Here is a 20,001-nt window from a genome sequence, read left to right on the forward strand (position 1 = left end):
GACCAGTCCGGGACCTTCGCCATCGCGGCGGTCCCGTGTGCACCGGAGGTGAACAGTTGTCCATGCCCACTGAGGAAACCAGCCAGGCTCCCTGGCGCGTGTCGTCCGACACCCACATCGTCGAGCCGCCCGATCTGTTCCTGACTCGGATGAGCAAGCAGTACCTCGACTACGCACCGCGGCTCGAAAAGGTCGACGGTGTCGAGATGTGGGTCGCCGAGGGTCAGCCGGGTCTGCCCGCTTTCGTCGCGTCGCGGGCAGGAGACCGGTTCGAGCCGCTGGAAACCCGGCCGAACCGCGCCAGCCCGTCGACCTACGGCGACTGCACGTTCGCCGACGACGTGCGAGAGGGCGGGTTCAACCCGCGGGTGTGGCTCGACGACAACGAAGCGGACGGCGTCTACGGCGGCGCCGTGTTCGCGAGCCTCACCTTCCTGTTCTATTCGATGATCAGCGATACGCTCGTGCTCAACGACATCTTCCGCGCCTACAACGACTGGGCACTCGACTTCGCGTCGGAGGATCGGGACCGGATCAAGCCGATCACGATGCTCAACTTGGACGACATCGACCACGCGATCGTCGAGATGACGCGAATGCGCGATCGGGGGGCGGTCGGCGCGTGCATCCCTGTCAGCAGCCCGGACGGCTACGATCACGTGCGCTACGAGCGGTTCTGGGCGGCCGCGCAGGACCTGAACGTGCCGCTGAACATGCATGTGGCGTCGATCCGGTCCACCTCGGGATTCGGGTTCGTGACGCACTCCAGCCGGCAGCCGCACATCGACGGGCCCTACACGACCCCCGGCATGGTGAACACCCCCGACATGCACGTGCGGACCTCCCTGGTGGAGATGATCATGTCGGGCGTCTTCCGGCGGTACCCCGGGCTGCAGGTGGTATCGGTCGAGAACGAGGGTTCGTGGATGCCCTACTTCATGCAGCGCATGGACTGGCACTACAAGTACAACCTGCGCTCGACCGACAAGGGGTACCGCCTCGAAGGAGACCTGCTGCCGAGCGACTACGTGCGCTCGAACGTGCTGGTCTCGTTCACCGAGGACGCGGCCCTGATGCGGATGCGCGACGAGGTCGGGATCGACCGGCTGATGTGGGGCAGTGACTACCCGCACGCGGAAAGCACGTTCCCGCTGAGCGGATCGCTGCTCGACGAGCAGTTCGTGGACGTGCCCGCGGACGAGCAGCGCACGATGGTGCAGGAGAACTGCGCCAAGCTGTACGGATTCGACGTCGCCAAGCTCGAGGCCGGCACCGCGGTCGCCGAGGCGAGCTGACCCGCCCTGGACGAGGCACGGGCCGCGGATGCGGCTCGTGCCTGCGGCTCCGGGCCGCCCGCGCCTCCGCCGGGCGGCCTGGAGCCGCGACCACCGATCGTTGCGAGGACGAGAACTGTGAACGATTCCGACTGGGCGATCCTCCTCCTGAGGGTCGCGACGGGACTGACCGTGGCGGCGCACGGCTACGGCAAGATCTTCCTGGGCGGCCGGTTGGCAGGCACCGCTCGCTGGTTCGACGGTATCGGGATGCGCCCGGGCCGGTGGCACGCCAGGGCGGCCGCGGGCACGGAGGTCGGCGCGGGTCTGCTGCTCGCCGCGGGGCTGATGACCAGCCTGGCCGCCGCGGCGATCGTCGCGTTGATGGCGGTCGCCGCCTGGACAGTCCACCGGCACAACGGGTTCTTCATCGTCGCGTCCGGATGGGAGTACAACGCCGTGCTCGCGGTGAACGCGATCGTGGTGGCCGTGGCCGGTCACGGCGCGCTTTCTCTCGACCACCTGATCACCCGGGAATCCGGATTTCTCGTCGGCTGGCCGGGGTTGCTGATCGCCGCGGGCGGGGGAGTGCTGGCGGCGGTCGCGCACCTCGCCGCGTTCTACCGGCCTCGGGTAGCCGCCCCCGAGGGGGCCGAGCCGTCGGAGATCCGGTAGAGCCGGCTCGGCGTGGCCGTCAGGACGCGTATTGGCCGCCGTGGATCGCGGCGGGGTCGAAGAGCCGGCTCAACTCGGCGACGTGGTCCGCGCTCAGCGGGACGGCCGTGGCACCGAGGTTTTCCCGGACGTACGCGACACGTTTCGTGCCGGGGATCGGCGCGACGTGCATCGGCTGGGCCAGCAGCCAGGCCAGTGCGACCTGGCCGGGAGTGAACCCGCGCCGTTCGGCGAACTCCCGCAGCGCGGCCACCGGCTCGAGGTTCCGGACCAGGTTCTCGCCCTGGAACTTCGGCACGGTGGATCGGAAGTCGGTGGCGTCGAACTCCGTGCCGCTCACCACCTTGCCGGTCAGCGCGGCGCGGCCCAGCGGACTGTAGGGCACCAGCGTGATCCCCAGGCGCCGGCACATCGGCAGGATTTCGGCCTCCAACGAGCGCTCCCACAGTGAGTATTCACTTTGCAGCACCGAAACCGGCGCCACGGCGGCGGCCGCGCGGATGACCTCCGCCGGGACGTGGCTCAGTCCGATCGCACGGATCTTGCCCGCTGTGACGAGATCGGCCATGGCCCCGACGGTCTCCTCGACCGGCACCCCGGGATCGAGCCGGTGGTAGTAGTAGACGTCGATCCGGTCGGTGCCCAGTCGGGTGAGGCTCGCGTCGCACGCGGACGCGACGTATTCGGGGCTGCCGTCGAACGTCATCCCGTGCGCGGCCGGCTTCGCGGAGAACTTCGTGCCGATCACCACTTCGTCGCGCCGGCCGCGGACCGCTTCGCCGAGCAGCCGCTCGTTGTGACCGAAGCCGAGGCTTGGCTGTCCCGGTACCGGTGTCGCGGCGCCGTAGACATCGGAAGTGTCGAAGAAGTCGGCTCCGAGGTCGATCGCGGTGCGGATGGTGGTGATCGATTCGGCGCGATCGGCCTCGCCGTAGAACTGGGACATCCCCATGCAGCCGAGCCCGATGGGGTGCACCCGCAGGCCGGATTCTCCCAGCGGGACCGTGGCCCTCGCTCCGGCGGGCGGGCGTGGCGCGGAGCGGCTCACGGGCGGACCATCCTGGCCACCTCGGTGTCGGCGAAGTCGCCGAGTCCGTCGAAGTCGGTGGAAACGCTGACGTGACGCCACTTCTCGTCCTCGGCGGCCCGGGCCGCACTGATCCGGGGTGCGAGCCACGCCGAGTCGGAACCGATCAGCAGCCGCACCGGCGGGTCGGGCTCGTCGGTCAGCGCCACCACGACCTGGGCGATTTTCGCCGGATCGCCGCGCTGCACATCCGGGTTCCGGTTGTAGGTGGCGGCGAACCGGCCCACGGTCGAGCGGTACTCCTCGCGGACCTCCTCCATCGGAATCGGGGTCTGCGCCCACGCTGTGCGCAGCCCGCCGAGTTCGACGAGAGTGACGTGAACACCCACGGGAGCGAGTTCCTTCGCCAGGATTTCGGAGAACCCGCCGACCGCCCACTTCGAGGTCTGGTAGGCGCCGATACCCGGCTGCGCCCGTCGTCCGCCGATCGTGGAGATCTGAAAGACGTGTCCGGAGCGCTGGGAACGCAGAACCGGGAGCGCGGCGCGGCTGACGTTGACGACGCCGAAGAGGTTGATCTCGATGTGCCGCCTGAACTCGTCCTCCGGCATGTCCTCGATGGACCCCACGCCGCGGTGGCCGGCGTTGTTGACGACGACGTCGAGCGAACCCAGTTCCGCCACCGTCGCGGCCACCGCGGCCGCCGCCGCGGAACTGTCGGTGACGTCGAGTACGCGAGTGCGCACCCGGTCCCCGTATTCCCGGGTCACGGCCTCGAGCGCGCCGAGGTCCAAGTCGGTGGCCATCACCCGGTCACCGCTGTGGACGGCGGCCCGGGTCAGCTCCTGACCGAGCCCTCCGGCGGCACCCGTCACCAGCCACGTCTTCGGCATCTGCACTCCGATTCACTCGATCCGGCGGGCACCGTCGTGCCCGGTGTGACACCTATCGCGCGCGCGTTACCGGCCCCGTTACTCGCCGACATCACGACTCGGCTAACGCCCTCGGTAACGGCCCTGGCCGATCCTTTCGACCGGCGAGACCACCGGACCGCGACGACGCGGGGCACGAGCCCGAGGAAGAGGGTGGCGAGTTGGCGGCATCGGTCGGGAGCCGCGGACGGTCCCGCCGTTCGCTCGTCGTCGCGGTGGCTCTCGCGGTGCCCGCGCTGCTCGTCCGCGTCGCCGGGGTGACGGCGAGCGCGCTGCCGGCCCTCCTCGTGTTCGGCACCGCGGTGGTCGCGTCGTCGTTCCTGCTGGCCTGGGCCGTCGAAGCCGCACAGGTGGACGTGTCCGGCGGCTCGGCGATCGCGGTGCTGGCCGTGGTGGTGGTGCTGCCGGAGTACGCCGTCGACTTCTACTTCGCTTACGCCGCGGGCGCGCGGCCGGAGTTCCTCGCCTACGCGGCGGCGAACATGACGGGGTCGAACCGGCTGCTGCTGGGCCTCGGGTGGCCGGTCGTCCTCCTCGCCGCCGCCGTCGTGGCACGACGGAGCACCCGCGGAGGCGGCCGCTCCCGTACGCGGCGGGGAACGGTGGTCGATTTGGAACCGGCACGCCGGATCGACCTCGGGTTCCTGCTGTTCGCCTCCGGCGTCGCACTCGTGATCGTCGTGGCCGGGGTGATCTCGGTGCCGGTCGGGATCGTTCTGCTCGCGCTTTTCGGCTGGTACCTGTGGAAAGTCTCGCGCGGCGGGGTCGAAGAGCCCGAGCTGACGGGTACCGCCGCCCAGCTCGGCGCCCTTCCCCGCCGGCGCAGGCGAGCCGCGGTCGTGGGCTTGTTCCTCTTCGCCGCCCTGGTCGTCGCCGCGTCCGCGGAACCGTTCGCGCAGGCACTGCTGGGTACCGGAGAACGATGGGGGGTCGACCGGTTCGTGCTCGTGCAATGGCTGGCCCCGCTGGCTTCGGAAGCCCCCGAGTTCATCGTCGCGATCCTGTTCGCGCTGCGCGGCCGAGGTTCCGCGGCGATGGGCACGCTGATCTCCGGCAAGGTGACCCAGTGGACGTTGCTCGTCGGCAGTCTGCCGCTGGCCTATTTGGCCGGCGGCGGTGATTTCGCGCTCCGGCTCGATCCGCGCCAGACCGAGGAACTGCTTCTTACAGCGGCGCAGACGGTGCTCGGCGTCGGCACGTTGCTCACGTGCGAGTTCCGCGGCCGGGCGGCTGCGCTCCTGGCCGCGTTCCTGGCCGTGCAGTTCGTCGTTCCGGGGGAGCGCGCTCGGCTCGTGCTTTGCGGCGTGTACGGCGTTTCGGCGCTCGTCGCCTTCGTGGCCGGCCGGCGCCGCGTGCTGCCGACGTTGGCGGCGCCCTTTCGAACGGACGTTTCCCCCGATGCCCGGTGACGTCGGCCGGTCAGGCCGAGCCGCGTCGCAGCGTCCAAGTGACGACGTAGTAGAGCACGCCGAACGGGTCGTCCAGGTAGTGCACCTCGGTGCCCGCCACGGAGCGGCCGGCGTGGTGCACGGCCGCACCGAGGACGTGAAGTGCCGGGCGGCCCTGCATCAGCAGTTCCTCGGCCATCGCGGAGTCGAGGTGCCGCAGCGCTTCGGGCTCTCCTCGTTGCAGCGCCTTGACGACCGACGCGTCGAACGCCTCGGCGCGCTCGTCGAAGTACCCGGGCGCCTTCGGCGTGCGGCTGGCACTGCCGTCGGCCATGACCAGCAGCGCGACCCGGTCGTCACCTCTGGCGACTTCGGCTCCCACGAGGTCGCACGACGCCGCGTCGGCGTCCGCGGCGATGGCCTGCCACTCGATGCGGCCGGTCCACCCGGCTTCGGAGAGCAGCCGCCGCGCGACACTCAAGCTCCCCGGGGCGTCCTCGGCGCCGTCGGGGAGTTCTCCGGCGCTCCAGGTGCCGACTGCGCGCCCGACGACGACAACGGTGTCCGGTGAGTCGCGCAGCAGCCGGTCCAGCGCCGCCCCGCACGCGGTTCGCAGTGCCGGGACCGAGTCGTGCCCGCCACCGAGCTCCCGCAACAGCAACGGGGGATGAGGACACACCGCGGCCGAAACGAGTGTGCGGGTCACGCCAGTCCCCGTACGGTGCGCGCCGGGGCGCGGGTGCCTTTGATCGTGGCCACCATGTCGAGGACCCGCCGGGTCTCCGGCACCTGGTGCACTCGGAAGACGCTCGCCCCGAGCCACGCGCACACCGCGGTGGCGGCGAGGGTCCCGTCGAGTCGCTCGCCGACGGGCAGGTCGAGCGATTCGCCGACGAAGTCCTTGTTGGACAGCGACACGAGCACCGGCCGGCCGGTGGCGACGAGCTCGCCGAGCCGGCGGGTCACCTCGAGCGAGTGCCAGGTGTTCTTCCCGAAGTCGTGCGCCGGGTCCAGGAGCAGGCTCTCCGGGCGCACGCCGAGGTGCTCGGCGCGCTCGGCCTGGGCGGTCGTCCGGGCGAGCACGTCGGCGACGACGTCGGGGTAGTCGATGCGATGGGGTCTGGTGCGCGGGCTGACGCCGCCGGCGTGCGCGCACACGAGCGCGACATCGAACTCGGCCGCCACCTGGGCGAGTTCCGGGTCGAACCCGCCCCAGGCGTCGTTGAGGAGGTCGGCGCCGGCCTCGCAGGCGAGCCGGCCGACCTCGGCACGCCAGGTGTCCACGCTGATGACCACGTCGGGGTAGGCGGCTCGCACGTTCGCGACGAAGCCGACGACCCGATCGATCTCCTCCGCGGTCGTCACCTCCGTGCCCGGCGCCGCTTTGACCCCGCCGATGTCGACGATCTCCGCGCCTTCCGCGATCACCTGGTGCACGCGGTCGTACGCGGCCTGTTCGTCCCACGTCGCACCCTTGTCGTAGAACGAATCCGGGGTGCGGTTCACGATGGCCATCGTGAGGAGGCGAGTGGCGGGGAACTCGTGGTTTCCGAGTCGAATCATGCCCGGCGAGTCCTCTCGGTACTGAAACCCGAAGTCGCCGGACGGCGGCCGCGGGACGTTTTTATGGTGGCACCCCCGGGAAAATCCCGTGAAGAGCCCGGTTTCCGATCGTGGACATTCCTTTGTGGTCAGTGCCGCGCCACGAGCTGCCTCACGCGGCGATGTGGCACACCCCACCATAGCGGTCCGGTGGACACTTGTAATGTGTCCACCGGACCGCTATGGTGGACCCCGTAAGGGTCCGGCGGACACGTAACGGTTCGCTGACTGTATGCACAAGGAGAGTTGCTGTGAGTAAAGTGATTGTCGTGACCGGCACCGCGAGCGGGCTGGGGAAGGCCACGGTGGAGAAGTTCTCGGGCGAGGGCTGGGACGTCGTCGCCACCGTGCGCAAGGAGGCCGACCTGGGCGTGCACGACGCGAACCCGCGGGTGCGCACACTGCTCCTGGACGTGGACGACGAGAGCGCGGCGCCGGCGTTCGCCGAGCAGGCACTGGCGGCGTTCGGTCGCGTCGACGCGCTGGTCAACAACGCCGGGTCCTATCAGATGGGGCCGCTCGAGGGATCGACGATGAAGCAGATCCACGGGCAGTTCCAGACGAACGTGTTCGGGTTGATCGCCGTGACGAAGGCGTTCCTTCCGACGTTCCGGACGCAGCGGTCGGGTGTCGTCGTGAACATCGCGTCGCTGACGGCCGAGCAGGGTTATCCCTACAGCGGTGTGTACGCGGCCTCGAAGGCGGCGGTCGCCACGCTGAGCGAGGCGCTGTCGATGGAGCTGGCCGAGTTCGGGGTGGCGGTGCGGGCGATCATGCCAGGACAGCACGCGACGCGGATCTTCACGAAGATCGACGTGGCGACCGAGGTGCCCGAGGACTACCAGGCCGGCATCGAGTCGTTCTTCGGGGTGACGCCGATGACGGGTTCTTCCCCGCAGGTGACCGCCGACGTGATCTACCGTTCGGTGATCGATCCGTCGCTCGAGCAGGTGCGGTTCTACGCCGGTCCGGACTCCACCGCGATCCCGCACGCCAAGCGCATCCTCGGTCCGCAGGAGTACTGGGCCGAGTTCCGTGAGGCAGCGGTGGGTCGGCCGAGCGCGCTGTGGCGAGCGCTGATTCCCGCACCGGGTGCCGAACCGCTCGAACGCGAGATCTGACCACGGCGAGGTCTGCCGGGTTCGGCCGATCACCACGCCGAACCCGGTGGTCGTCCACCGAGTCATCACGCGCTTCCGAATCATCGAATGCTTCCCCGTCATCGACCACTGAGGAGTTCCGCCATGTCAGGTCCGTTCGTCTTCATCGCCACCAACAAGGTCCGCGACGGAAAGATCGAGGACGAGCAGCGCCGCGTCCCGGGCTGGATCCAGTTCATCCAGGACAACGAGCCGCGCACCATCGGTTTCCACGAGTACCGCAGCGCGGACGGCACCGAGGTGGAGTACATCCAGATCCACCCCGACACGGACTCGTTCGAGCACCACATGCGCGTGCTCAGCGACCTGGCCAACCCGTCGTGGAAGGAGACCCTCGAGGGCACGACCGCCATTCGCATGTACGGCCGGCCGACCCAGGCGATCCTCGACATGCTGGAGGCGCTGGCGGGCGCGGGCATTCCGGTGACCGTGTTCGACCAGCACCTGGGCGGGTTCACTCGGCTGCAAGGCTGAGTGAACCCGTCCCGCCTCGCTCTCCGGCCGGCGCCGGCACCCACCGGCGCCGCCGGGACGGTCGGTGCGGTCAAGTGCGAGACCAGGAGAGCGGACTCACCTCGATCGTGCACCCGACGCCGTCGGGCACCACCTCGGTCAGCAGCACCCGGCCCGTACCGGGGTCCAAATAGGACCTCTCGACCAGGGTGGCGGTCAGTGGCCGGGTGATCGTCGGACACCCGTCGGTCCACCGGCCGGGCGCCGTGGCGAGCACTGCTCCGCTTTCGACCGCGATCGCGTATTGTCCCCGTCGCTCCACCCCCGGGTAGAGCGGCCGCGCAGCCAGGTCCGCGGCACCTGTCGTCTCCGCGCGCCCGGGGCGCAACGGCGGTGCGGCGGCCGACAATCGGCCACGGCGCAACCGGTCGCGACGGGTCACGGTGGCGGCGAGGTCGGGCTCGCGGCCGGACAGCACGACGCCATAGGTCTGCTCGGCTTCCGCGGCGGTGAACCGGCCGTGCCGGACGTCGAGCGCCACTCGGGCCGGCTCACGGTCGAGCGGGTCGCCGTACCCGCCACCGGAGCCGAGCCGGAACTCTAGTGCGTCGCCTTCCCCGACGACGACACCGCTGCTCTTGCCGGCGAGGTCCTCGGCCGGCCTGTCCTCACGATGCAGGAGGAATTCGCTGGTCGCGCCGGGACCGCCGCCGGCCACGCCGGCGAGGGGAAACTCTTCCCGAATGGCCAGGAGCGAACCGCTGAACGACTTCGTGCCGTGTGGCCTGAACTGCATGTGACATCCGGCGCCGCCACGGTTTCGGCCCGCTCCGTAGGCACCGGCCCGCATGCGTTTGAAATCCACCAGGAGCGGGTGCCACCACTCGAGCATCTCGACGTCGATGGCTTCGAGAATGGGTTTGCGGGCCACCATGAACGTCCACAGGTCGGTCCCGTCGCGGTCGTGGGCGGCGGAGTTCCCCGCGAGGGAGCCGTCCATCATCATCCAGCCGTTCGGGGTTCCGTTCGGCGTCAGGTACGACCAGATCTGCAGGGCCATGGCCGAAACCGCGAGCGGGCCGCACAACAGGTGGCTCGCCTCGACCGGATCCGACGCGGTCAAAGCCAGCATGAGGCACTGCTGCGCTGCCGTCGTCGCGTTGATGGCGACATCGATGTGGGCGGAGGCGATCGGCGCGGGCGGCTCCGAGTTCACGATCGTCCCGGGTGGACAGCGGACCGTGATCGGGCCGAACATGCCTTGGGTGAGGGGAAGGTCGAACGCCAGGACATCGGTGCTGTCGCCGACGAGGATGGCTTCGATGATGTGCGGCTTCGAGTTGAAGAAGTGGTCGGTCTGCGGCGGGGCACCGGCGAAGTCGAACTCGAGCTCGTCGTCGGCGACGGTGAGCTTGCACGGGACCGGGTACAGCTCGCCGTGCCACTCGGTCCAACCGGTGTAGCGGTACACGCCGTCTGCCAGAGCCGAAATCCGTCGCCGCATCTCACGGTCCGCGAGCGCCTTCAGCTCGCCGACGCCGTCCAGAAAGGACTCGACACCCATGCCGGTGGCGATTTCGAGCAGCTTGTCCCGGGCGACGGAAACTCCGGCGATGAGGCTGCGCATGTCCATCTCCACGACGTCGGGTACCCGGACGTTGTTGAGGATGACGGCCCAGATCTCACTCTGCTCCACCCCCGCCCGCGAGAGGTGCACCGGCGGCAGCCGGAGTGCTTCCTGGTAGCAGTCGACAGCCTCGGGGGACCACGACCCGAACACCATCCCGCCCATGTCGAGCATGTGGCCGGAGTTCACCACCCAGGCGATCAACTGCTCGCCGTGGAACACGGGGAGCTGGATCAACACGTCCTGCGCGTGCAGACCGCCACCGTGGTGGGGGTCGTTGGCGAAGAAGAGGTCACCCGGCCGCAGGGTCTCGCCGTGTGCCTCGAGCGTCGCTCGCACGGCGTGGCTGCAGACTCCGAAGTGGTGGGTCAGCGCGCCGCCGGCGACGATCAGGTCGCCGTTGGCTTCGAGCAGAGTGCTCGAATAGTCGCGTGATTCGGAGATCACCGGGCTGATCGCCGTCCGCTCGATGGTGATCGCCCCCTCTTCGGCCGTCGCCTGCAGCCGTGACCGGAGGATCCCCAGTGCCACGGGATCCAGGCTGAGGTGCCGCTGTTCGCTCGTCGTCACAGGGAGATCCTCACGTCGATGGTTCGGTACGCGTCCAAGCGGGCCGTGCAACCCGTCGGGAGCCAGACGGTGGTGTCCCTGGCGTCGATCAAGGCCGGCCCGGTGATCGAGTGTCCGGGTCGGAGGTCCTCGCCGCGGACCACCGGCGTCTCCGGCGGGCTCGACGGGGAGCCGCCGAAGATCGGCCGGTGCGAGTGGACCGGTGCGGGGCCGGGCTCGCCGACGGGCTGAGCGCTCAGCCGGGCGCGGGTGGTCGCGCCGACTCCGGTGGCCTTGAGCGTCGCGATCTCGACCGGTGCGCCCGAGACGAGCGCACCTTCGCCGTATCGGGCCGAGTAGTCGGCGACGAACCGGTCGCGGGCAGCGAGCTGGTCTGCCGTGTCGAGGCCGCCGGGGAACTCCACCGGCAGCTCGTACCGCTGCTTGGCGAAACGCAGTTCGGCGCCGACCGTGATCGACGTGGCCTCGGCAGGCACGCCGTCGGCGGCGAGGTCGGCTCTGACCGCGGCCACCAGGTTGTCGACCACCGCGCCGAGGTCACGCGGGTCCCCGGGAATCGCGAAGCCGACGGACTGGGTGCGCTCTCGTCGCACGTCGGACGTGGCGGCGCCGAAGGCCGAGAACACGGATGCCAGCTCCGGTACCAACACCCGCCCGATGTGAAGTTCCCTGGCGATCGCCGCGCTGAACAACGAACCGCAACCACCCATGCTGATGAGCGTGAACGTGCGCGGGTCGAAACCGCGTTCTGCGAACCTGGTGCGCAGGGCCCGGACCATCCCGGCCTCGGCGACTTCGCGGATACCCTGCGCCACGCGCCGTGCGTCGAGGCCGGTGCTCGCGCCGAGCCGGGCGCACGCCGCCACCGCGGCGTCGCGGTCCAGCTCGATCTCACCGCCGAGGAAGCGGGCGGGGTCGAGGTAGCCGAGGACCACGAGCGCGTCCGTGACCGTCGGTTCGGTGCCGCCGCGGCCGTAGCAGGCGGGCCCAGGCTGGGCGCCCGCGGACTTCGGGCCGACGCGGAGGATGCCCAGGGGGTCGAGCCAGCCGATCGATCCTCCACCGGAACCGACCGAGTCGATGTCGATCATCGGCAGCGCGGTCCAGACGCCCATCAGGTCACCGCGAGTGCGGCGGCTCGGCTCGCCGCGGGTGATGAGGGAGACGTCGAACGAGGTGCCCCCGACATCTCCGGTCACCGCGTCGGAGACGCCGGTCGCCTCGCAGACCGCGAGGGCGGCGACCACTCCGGCCGCGGGGCCCGATTCCGCGAGCGTCGCGGGGACGCGGCGCCCTTCGGAGATCGAGATCACGCCGCCACCCGAGTGCACGAGCATCGGCGGATGGGGAAGGCCGAGCTCGGCCAACTCGCGGGCAAGGGCTTCGACACCATCGAGCGCACCCGAGGTGTAGGCGTTGAGAAGCGCGAACTGCGTCCGGTCGTACTCGCGGATCACCGGCAGGAGTGCCGAACCCGACATCACCGGCAGGTCCGCGAATTTGAGCGCCAGTGCTTCGGCCGCCGTGCGTTCGTGGCGGTCGTTCACGTGCGACCACAGGAACGAGACCACGAGTGCTTCCACGGCGTGGTCGGTCACCAGCCGCTCGGCAGCCACCAGCAAAGCGGCCACGTCGAGTTCGCGCACCACGTGGCCGAGCCGGTCGAGGCGTTCGGGCACCCCGGCGATGCACTCGGGATCGACGAGGGACTCCGGTGGCACGAGCCACCCGTCGTGCGCGGATCGGATCCCGCGCGCGATGGGCACCAGGTCTTCGAAGCCCTCGGTGGTGAGCAGCCCCACTCGCCGGCCGGTGCGCGAGGCGATGGTGTTCGTGACCGCCGTCGTGCCGAGTCCGAATCGGACGACCCGCGGAAGGAGTTCTTCGAGTGTCGTCCCTGCTCGTTCTGCCACGAGCCGGCACCCGGCGAGAACTCCGCGCCCGAGCTCGCCGTGGGTGCTCGTCGCCTTCGCCCGCCAGATGCGGGTGTCGTCGGCCAGCACGACGTCGGTGAAGGTACCGCCGACGTCGACTCCGATGCAGGCGGCGCCGATCGGGTCGGATGGGTGCGTCATGGAGGACCTCGCTGTGTCGTCGGGTGTCCGGAGCTGAGGTGCGGGAACTGGTTCTGCGTCCGGCCCCCGGCCGGTTGCCGCGAAACGTCCGTCCACTGCGGACGGGCTCGGGATCGTCGGGAGTGCGTTGTCCGGACGTGCGGCCGGAGCTCAGAGCTCGTCGGCGGCCGGGAGGTTGGCTCCCGGTGGCTCGGAAAACGGGTAGTCGCCGTCGATCCAGGCGAGTTCCCAGCGCCGGGCGGTGATCCGCCAGCCCTCGGGGCGTCGGTGCCACCGGTCGTGGTAGGTCCCGACCAGGCTGTACCCGTGGACTTTCCCGTCGTGGAGCACGCCTTGGGGGTTGTACACCTTGGACTTCGTCGTCGCGTGAGTCCGCTCCGGTGCGAACCCGATGAGCACATTGGCGTAGACGTGGAAGTCGCGCGGGAGGTTGTGGTGTTTCTTGAAATACGCCTTCATCGTGGGCCAGTCGCGGGTGCCGCCCCCGAGTTTCGTGAAGTCGAACGTGGTGTCCGGGGCGAACACCTCGTCGAGCGCGTCGAAGTCCTTTTCGTCGAACGCGTGGACGTAGAGGGCGATGCGGTCCTGGATCTCCATCCGGTCCGCGATCTCGTCGAGGGAGAAGGGCATGATCCGGTACCTCCGGGTGGGCGTTCTGCCTGGCGATGATGGACGTCAGCCGACGCGCCAGAGCCTGGTGAAGAGCGCGACGTAGTCGGCCGGGTGGATCGGCGGGTCCTGCGCATCCGCCGGAACGGTGTCGCGGGTCAGAATGGTGGGTGTGCTCGCCACCTCGTTGTGGGGTTTGCCGGACTCCTTCGCCCGCAGCACCCCGTCGAGCAGGAACCAGCCGGCGATCTCCGAGTTCTCCTGCGACAGCCACCACGCCGCCGAGCCCGACACCACGGCCTGGACGGCGGTCGAGTCGGGCTGGGCGCCGAACACCTTGACGTCGGTCATTCCGGCGGCCTGCAGCGCCGCGGGAACGCCGACGCCGAGCGAGCCGATCAGCGCGTAGACGTACTTCGTCGAGGGGTCAGCCTGCAGCGTCGACACGATGGAGCCGGTGGCGGCGGGGGTGCCGACGTCGCCGTTCTGCAGGGTCTTCACGGTGACCTCGCACTTCGGGCAGTGCGCCAGCAGAGTCTCCTTGAACTTGTCGGCTTCGGCCTGCAGCACGGGAAACTGAAGGCTCACCACCACCACGCCGGTCGGCACGCACCCGGCGTCGCGCAGCACGGTGTAGGCGTTCACCTCGCCGAGGTGGGCGTATTCGGTGCTGCCGTTGTTCACGACGTCGGGTCCGGTCCGGTCGTCCGGCGGGTCCGACGCCGCGTTGAGCGCGGTGAGGATGCCCGCTCGGCGCGCGCTCGAGAGCGCGGTCCTGATCGGGTCGCTGGAAGTGGAGCCGATGATCGCGGTCGGGTGCTCGGCGATGGCCTGCTGCCACTTCGCGTTGAGGTCCTCGACCGAACCGTCGGTGATGAGGACCTTGCCGGCCCAGCCGATCGTGTGCGCCGCCGCGACCGTGGCGTTGGCGGTGGTCACGTCCTGCGGGAGGCTGCCGTTCGAGATCTGGATGACGCTGCCGCCCGGCTCGGGCCGCCGGGCCAGCGCGGTCAGTTGCGGCGGCAGGGTCTCGGCCGGTCGGGTGTAGGGCGCCAGGAACTCGTCCGCCTGCTTGCGACAGGCCGCGGTTTCCGCGGTCGCGGCGGGCGCCGCGTCGGTGGAGCCGGTACAGGCCGCAGTCGCGGTCACCGCGGTGACGGACAAGAGTGCGAGAAGACGGGCAGGGCGGGGCTTTCTTGCGGAGAACATCGTTGTCCTCTCCTCGCGGCGGCCGTGTCGGGGTTCGGACCACTGGCCGGCTCCGGCTGGTCTCAACTAGGACTATGATTAGCCTCTTAGTCGGCCTGCGTCAACTGTGCACCCTGGCCGGCGTCCGATTCGGCGCTGGTGGTGGTGGTCGTTCGACCCGCGCCGCCGGCTCGGGTCTTGAAGGCGGGCTCCTATAGGGTAATGATAGGCCTGAATTACGAACGGAGTGTGCGGGAGCTTTCGGGCCGCTTCGGTCGCGGCCGGCTTCGCACCGGGGTGGGGAGGATCGCGTGATCACATCCGCCAATGCCGATTTCGTCTTGTGCTTGCGGGGAGTGTCGAAGACCTTCGGTGCGACAAAGGCGTTGCGCGGCATCGATTTCGAAGTCCGGCGGGGGGAGGTGCACGCGCTGGTCGGGCAGAACGGCTCGGGGAAGTCGACCTTGATCAAGCTGCTCGCGGGCGTCCACCAGCCGGACGCCCCGACGACGGGTGAGTTCGGCGGGGTCCGGTTCCGGCTCGGCGACGGCCCGGCCGCGCACGCCGCCGGGCTGCGGTTCGTCCACCAGGACCTGGGAATCGTGCCGGCGCTGGACACGAGGGACAACCTCGCGCTCGGGTTCGGCTACCCCACCGGGTTCGCTGGTCGGGTGCGCTGGCGGGCTCAGTCCGAAAGGGCGCGCGGCGCGCTGGCCGCGCTCGGGTACGAGCTCGACGTTCGCGCTCCATTGGCAGATCTGGCGCCGGTCGAGCGCACGGCGGTCGCGATCGCCCGGGCACTGCAGGGGATCGAGACCGGTCCGTCGCTGCTCGTACTCGACGAACCGACGGCGGCGATGCCGAACCCGGAGGTGTCGCGGCTGTTCGAGGTCGTGGACTCGGTGCGGGACGCGGGCGTTTCGGTCCTGTACGTGTCGCACCACCTGGACGAGATCTACGCGCTCGCCGACCGGGTCACGGTGCTGCGCGATGGCCGGGTGGTGGCGCGGGAGCGGGTCGGGGACCTGCCGCGCCGGGAACTCGTGCGGCTGATGGTGGGGGAGGTGCCCGCTGTCCGTGCGCAGGCCGCTCGGTCCGCTTCGGATCGGGTCGCGCTGTCCGTCACCGGTCTCTCGGCTCGCCGGCTCCGGGGATGCACGTTCTCGCTGCGGGCGGGTGAGGTGGTCGGCGTCGCCGGCCTCACCGGTTCGGGTCGGGAAGAGCTGTGCGCTGCTGTTTTCGGCGGGCGTTCGCGCGGCGGGACCGCGCGGGTCGGCGACCGCGTCGTCGAGGCCCGGCGGCCCGATCTCATGGTGCGCAACGGTGTCGGTCTCGTGCCGGCGAAACGCCGCGAGGAAGCGGTGGTGTCCGGGCTGAGCGTGCGGGAGAACTTCACGTTGCCCGACGTTCGGCGCTACTGGAAGCGGTGGCGCCTGCGGCGCGGCAGCGAGACCGAAGACGTGACCGCGCTGCTGACGCGGATGCGGGTGAAGGCCGCCGGGCCCGAGGCCGGCATCGACGCGCTGTCGGGAGGCAACCAGCAGAAGGTGGTCGTGGGGAGGTGGCTGCGGCTCGAGCCCGCCGTGCTGCTGCTCGACGACCCGACCCAGGGCGTGGACATCGCCGCGAAGAACGATCTCCACCGGCTGATCGATGAAGTCGCCGCCGCGGGCACGGCGGTGCTGGTGTGCTCGACCGACGAGGCCGAGCTCGAACGGCTCTGCGACCGCGTGCTCGTGCTGCGCGGCGGCCGGGTCGCGGCCGAGCTCGCCGCGGGTGTGGCCTCGGCGAGCCGGATCGCCCACGAAATCCTCGGTGCGGACGACCCCGACGCGGAAAGGCGGCGACCATGACTTCCGAGACCCGGAGCGGCGCGGAGCTCGCCCAGGCGGACGAACCGCCGCGGCGCGGCGCCGGCCGCCGGTTTCCGGACCTGCGAGTGGACCGGTTTTCCGGGCTGTACCTGCTGGTCCTGCTCGCGATCGGGTACACGGTGTGGCTGCCTCAGACGTTCGGCACGACCACCAACCTGCGCGCCGTCCTCGCCGGCTCGGCGATCACCGGCATCATCGCGCTGGGGGCGATGATGGGGCTCGTGAGCGGCGCGTTCGACGTTTCGGTGGCCGCGAACATGTCGCTCGCCATCTCCCTGGTGGGGTGGCTGCAGAGCGTGGCACACCTCGGTTTCGCCGTGGCGGTGGTGATCACCCTCGCGTCGGGTGTCGTCGTCGGTTCGCTCAACGCGCTGATCATCACCCGACTCCGGGTCGACCCGGTGATCGCGACACTGGGCATGACCTCGCTCCTGGCCGCCGTGAGCTACTGGATCGCGGGTGGCCGCACGTTCATCACCGGTATCTCGCCGGCGTTCACCGCGCTCGGCGCCACCAAGATCGCCACCGTTCCGCTGCCGGTGTTCTACCTCGGCGGAATCGCCTTGGTGCTGTGGTACTTCCTGGACCACACGCCCGTCGGCCGGTACCTGTACGCGGCGGGCTCGAACCCGACGGCGGCCGGGCTGGCCGGGCTCCCGGTGCGGCGTCTGCAGTGGACGGCGCTGATCGTGTCGGGAACGCTGTCCTCGGTCGCGGGGATCGTGCTCACGATGCAGCTGGGCGCGGCCTCGTTCGGCTCGGGTGGACCGTACCTGTTGCCGGCTTTCGCGGCGGCTTTCCTCGGCTCGACCCAGATTCGGCCGGGCCGGTTCAACGTCGCGGGGACCCTCGTGGCGCTGTATTTGCTCGCCGTCGGTGTCAAAGGGCTGCAGCTGCGGTTTCCGGCGCTGCCGTGGATCGCCGATCTCTTCCAGGGCGTCGCCCTGATCGCCGCGGTCGCGCTCGGGGTACTGGCCACCCGCGGCCGACGTGAATGAGCAGCAGGAGAATCCGGAAAGGACAGTGCGACATGACCGAACGTTTCACCGAGGGCCGGGCGGCCTTCCGCCGACGGTTGTCTTCCGGGGAGCCGCTGTTGGTGCCGTGGTGCCCCGACGCGCTCACGGCCCGGCTGTGCGAACGGCTGGGTTTCGACGGGGGCTACCTGGGCGGCGGCGGGCTCGGCTTCTCCCTGGCGATCTCCGAGGCACTGCTCACGTGCACCGACCTCGCCACCGCGGCGTGGCAGATCCGGCGGCGGTCGGACTTGCCGCTGATCGTCGACGGCGGTGTCGGGTTCGGTGACGCGATCCACGTCGCCCGTACGGTCTGGGAGCTGGAGAACGCCGGTGCGCACGCGATCGAATTCGAAGACCAGGTGTCCCCGAAGCGCGCGAGCCACCACCGGAACATCGAACACCTGGTCCCGGTCGAGGAGATGATCGGCAAGATCAAGGCGGCCACCGAAGCGCGGCGCGACCCGGACCTCCTGGTGATCGCGCGCACCGGCGCCGTGCAGAACGAGAACTTCGCGGCGGCGATCGACCGGCTGAACCGCTACGCCGAAGCCGGGGCCGACGTCGTCATGGTGCTCGCCGATGACGACGACCAGCTGGCGGCGGCACCGGCGAGGGTCGACGCTCCGATCGCCACGCTGACCTCGTTCGACCTGCACACCCCGGACGAGTGGCGCCAGCTCGGCTACCACCTCGTGATCGACCCCGTCACGGGGCAGACCGCCGCCTTCACCGCGTTGCGCACCGCGTACGAGCACCAGCGGGCCGGCCGGCCGAGCGGCTGTGTGCCGATCGAGGCCTTCACGACCTTCCACGGATTCCAGGAACTGGCCGGGTTCGAGGACCTGTACGACATCGAGCGCGCGACCACCGAGCCCGGCACGTGATGGCCGCCCGGCTGAGGTGAGCGCGGCCGTCGAGGTGATTCCACGTTGATCACCGGATTGTGATGGTGGATCCCATCTTGCGTGACTGTGGCGTGTGTCTGGCGGGCGGGCAGGGGAAGTACCCACCCGTCGGATGCTGTTTGGTCGGTCGCGTCCGAGTCTCTTCGCCGTCCACCTCGGCCGGCGGCTTGTTCTCATCGCGCGCCTAGCTTCGTGACAGCGTCGCGGTAGAAGGCGTGGTCGTCCCGCCGTATGAGACCGCACGGGCGTAGTCGGGAATCCGCATCAGCGGTGGGAGGAAGAATGGACTCCAAATGGTCACTGCGTTCGAAAAGGCCGCGTGCGCGAATCGCGAAACTTGAACCTGCGGGAGGACGTCGCCCTCGGTCCGATCAACGAGTGGCTGTGCCAGGTCTTCGACCCGGACAATCGTGACCGCGCTACTGCCGACCGAACCCGCAGGCGACGAACACGTGCCGCGCTCGTCGCCGGACACGGGACAGTCCCCAGCAGTTGACGGTGACGGAGGTCCAGTAGTTTCCCGGCGCTCCGAATCCCTAAATGGCGCCGTTATGGCAGTGACGCGGCGCGGAGCGTGCCGGAGGCGCAAGTCGTGGCGCTAGTGCGGAGGGGTGTCAGGCTGTCGGCTCCGCCTGTCGCGGGTCATCAGGCGAAGTAGTGCCCTTCTTCGATGTCGTCGATGAGGCTGGGGTGCATAGGCGTCCACCCGAGAAGTTGCCGGGTGATCGTGCTCGATGCGGGCATGTCGGTGCCCAGGAGGGCCCCGAGGGGCATGCCGAACTCCTCTGCGGGGCGGGACTGCGCGGGCACGCCGACGCCGCGCGCGATCGCCTCGGCGATGTGGCGAAAGGCGACTCCCTCGTCGCCCACGGCGTGCAGGACCGATCCCGCGGGTGCCTTCTCGATCGCGAGCCGGTACAGGGTCGCGGCGTCCTTGACGTGCACGGCGGGCCAGCGGTTCATCCCGTCGCCCACATACGCGGAGACTCCGGTGGTCCTTGCCCGGGCGGTCAGCTGGGGGATGAAGCCGTGCCGCTCGCCCGTGCCGTGTGCGGATCGCGGGATCATGACCAGGCTCGCGCGGACTCCGCGATCGGCGGCGGCGAGGGCGGCCTGCATGTTCTTGATGCGCACGGCGATGGGCCCCTCCGGTACCAGTTCGTCGCGCTCGGTGGCGGCTCGGCCGGGTACAGTGATAGTCGCGCCGGTGACGAGCAGTGGCTTGCCGGTGCCTTCGAGCGCATTCGTGAACACGTCGATGGCGGCGGCGTCGGCCGGGGCGCCGCCGACCTGCCCGAGCTCGTGGGCGTAGGCGAGGTGGATGACGCCGTCACTGCCTTCCGCCGCATCTCGGAGGATCTTGAGGTCGTCGAGGCCACCGCGGCGGGCCTCGGCGCCCAGCCGCTCGATCGCGGCTGCGGCGGTGTCGGAACGAGCCAGGCCGACGACCTCGTGCCCGGCGTCGATGAGTTCGGGGACAACTGAGGATCCGATCCAGCCGGAGGCCCCGGTGACGAAGATGCGCACGTGATGCTCCCTGCAAGTGATGCGACTGTGTCGCATCAAACCTAAGCGATGCGACACGGTCGCGTCAACGGCGGGATGCGATGCCGTCGCATCGTT

At 69.9% G+C, this 20,001-nt stretch carries 17 protein-coding genes; 8 read left to right on the forward strand and 9 right to left on the reverse strand.

Annotated features, from left to right (window positions below; genetic code table 11):
• Positions 1–62: 62 nt before the first annotated feature.
• A complete protein-coding gene (locus VSH64_RS08950) occupies positions 63–1,295 on the forward strand; it encodes an amidohydrolase family protein (RefSeq protein WP_326835043.1) in 1,233 nt (410 codons plus the stop codon).
• Positions 1,296–1,412: 117 nt separating this feature from the next.
• A complete protein-coding gene (locus tag VSH64_RS08955) occupies positions 1,413–1,949 on the forward strand; it encodes a DoxX family protein (RefSeq protein ID WP_326835044.1) in 537 nt (178 codons plus the stop codon).
• A 19-nt stretch (positions 1,950–1,968) separates the two neighbouring features.
• On the opposite strand, the gene VSH64_RS08960 is transcribed toward VSH64_RS08955, so the two are convergent.
• Both VSH64_RS08960 and VSH64_RS08965 read right to left on the reverse strand, forming a co-directional pair.
• Positions 1,969–2,997, reverse strand: coding sequence for an aldo/keto reductase (locus VSH64_RS08960; RefSeq protein ID WP_326835045.1), 1,029 nt, complete (start codon positions 2,995–2,997; stop codon positions 1,969–1,971).
• The gene (locus VSH64_RS08965) at positions 2,994–3,869 is read right to left on the reverse strand and encodes an SDR family NAD(P)-dependent oxidoreductase (protein WP_326835046.1); all 876 of its coding nucleotides are present in this window, start codon (positions 3,867–3,869) and stop codon (positions 2,994–2,996) included. The genes VSH64_RS08960 and VSH64_RS08965 overlap by 4 nt, the downstream gene beginning before the upstream one ends.
• Positions 3,870–4,123: 254 nt before the next feature.
• Here VSH64_RS08965 and VSH64_RS08970 point away from each other — a divergent pair, with 254 nt between their 5' ends.
• Positions 4,124–5,317, forward strand: coding sequence for a sodium:proton exchanger (locus tag VSH64_RS08970; protein ID WP_326835047.1), 1,194 nt, complete (start codon positions 4,124–4,126; stop codon positions 5,315–5,317).
• 10 nt (positions 5,318–5,327) lie between these two features.
• On the opposite strand, the gene VSH64_RS08975 is transcribed toward VSH64_RS08970, so the two are convergent.
• Together VSH64_RS08975 and folP are read right to left on the reverse strand one after the other, a co-directional pair.
• Entirely contained in the window at positions 5,328–6,002 is a 675-nt protein-coding gene (locus VSH64_RS08975) for a class III extradiol ring-cleavage dioxygenase family protein (RefSeq protein WP_326835048.1), read from the reverse strand.
• Positions 5,999–6,859, reverse strand: a complete 861-nt coding sequence (folP, locus tag VSH64_RS08980; protein WP_326835049.1) for a dihydropteroate synthase — start codon at positions 6,857–6,859, stop codon at positions 5,999–6,001. The genes VSH64_RS08975 and folP overlap by 4 nt, the downstream gene beginning before the upstream one ends.
• A gap of 290 nt (positions 6,860–7,149) precedes the next feature.
• On the opposite strand from folP, the gene VSH64_RS08985 reads away from it, so the two are divergent.
• Positions 7,150–8,019, forward strand: coding sequence for an SDR family NAD(P)-dependent oxidoreductase (locus VSH64_RS08985; protein ID WP_326835050.1), 870 nt, complete (start codon positions 7,150–7,152; stop codon positions 8,017–8,019).
• Between the two features lie 123 nt (positions 8,020–8,142).
• A complete protein-coding gene (locus tag VSH64_RS08990) occupies positions 8,143–8,532 on the forward strand; it encodes a hypothetical protein (protein ID WP_326835051.1) in 390 nt (129 codons plus the stop codon).
• Positions 8,533–8,602: 70 nt separating this feature from the next.
• On the opposite strand, the gene VSH64_RS08995 is transcribed toward VSH64_RS08990, so the two are convergent.
• The 4 genes from VSH64_RS08995 to VSH64_RS09010 form a co-directional block, all read right to left on the reverse strand.
• The gene (locus VSH64_RS08995) at positions 8,603–10,708 is read right to left on the reverse strand and encodes a hydantoinase B/oxoprolinase family protein (RefSeq protein WP_326835052.1); all 2,106 of its coding nucleotides are present in this window, start codon (positions 10,706–10,708) and stop codon (positions 8,603–8,605) included.
• Positions 10,705–12,783 (reverse strand): hydantoinase/oxoprolinase family protein, encoded by a 2,079-nt coding sequence (locus tag VSH64_RS09000; RefSeq protein ID WP_326835053.1) that lies wholly within the window; start codon positions 12,781–12,783, stop codon positions 10,705–10,707. The genes VSH64_RS08995 and VSH64_RS09000 overlap by 4 nt, the downstream gene beginning before the upstream one ends.
• Positions 12,784–12,933: 150 nt before the next feature.
• Positions 12,934–13,413, reverse strand: a complete 480-nt coding sequence (locus VSH64_RS09005) for a nuclear transport factor 2 family protein (RefSeq protein WP_326835054.1) — start codon at positions 13,411–13,413, stop codon at positions 12,934–12,936.
• Positions 13,414–13,458: 45 nt separating this feature from the next.
• Positions 13,459–14,541: a sugar ABC transporter substrate-binding protein gene (locus VSH64_RS09010; protein WP_326835055.1), complete on the reverse strand. Its 1,083-nt coding sequence runs from the start codon at positions 14,539–14,541 to the stop codon at positions 13,459–13,461.
• A gap of 350 nt (positions 14,542–14,891) precedes the next feature.
• Here VSH64_RS09010 and VSH64_RS09015 point away from each other — a divergent pair, with 350 nt between their 5' ends.
• Genes VSH64_RS09015 through VSH64_RS09025 form a run of 3 tightly spaced genes read left to right on the forward strand, consistent with a single transcriptional unit; the run spans position 14,892 to position 18,357 of the window.
• Positions 14,892–16,433, forward strand: coding sequence for a sugar ABC transporter ATP-binding protein (locus tag VSH64_RS09015; RefSeq protein WP_326835056.1), 1,542 nt, complete (start codon positions 14,892–14,894; stop codon positions 16,431–16,433).
• The gene (locus tag VSH64_RS09020; protein WP_326835057.1) at positions 16,430–17,452 is read left to right on the forward strand and encodes an ABC transporter permease; all 1,023 of its coding nucleotides are present in this window, start codon (positions 16,430–16,432) and stop codon (positions 17,450–17,452) included. Before VSH64_RS09015 ends, VSH64_RS09020 begins: the two co-directional genes overlap by 4 nt.
• Before the next feature lie 32 nt (positions 17,453–17,484).
• A complete protein-coding gene (locus VSH64_RS09025) occupies positions 17,485–18,357 on the forward strand; it encodes an isocitrate lyase/PEP mutase family protein (RefSeq protein ID WP_326835058.1) in 873 nt (290 codons plus the stop codon).
• 666 nt (positions 18,358–19,023) lie between these two features.
• Here VSH64_RS09025 and VSH64_RS09030 read toward each other — a convergent pair.
• Positions 19,024–19,905 (reverse strand): SDR family oxidoreductase, encoded by an 882-nt coding sequence (locus tag VSH64_RS09030; RefSeq protein ID WP_326835059.1) that lies wholly within the window; start codon positions 19,903–19,905, stop codon positions 19,024–19,026.
• Positions 19,906–20,001 lie beyond the last annotated feature (96 nt).

Source organism: Amycolatopsis rhabdoformis (genome assembly GCF_035918295.1).
GTDB lineage: Bacteria > Actinomycetota > Actinomycetes > Mycobacteriales > Pseudonocardiaceae > Amycolatopsis > Amycolatopsis rhabdoformis.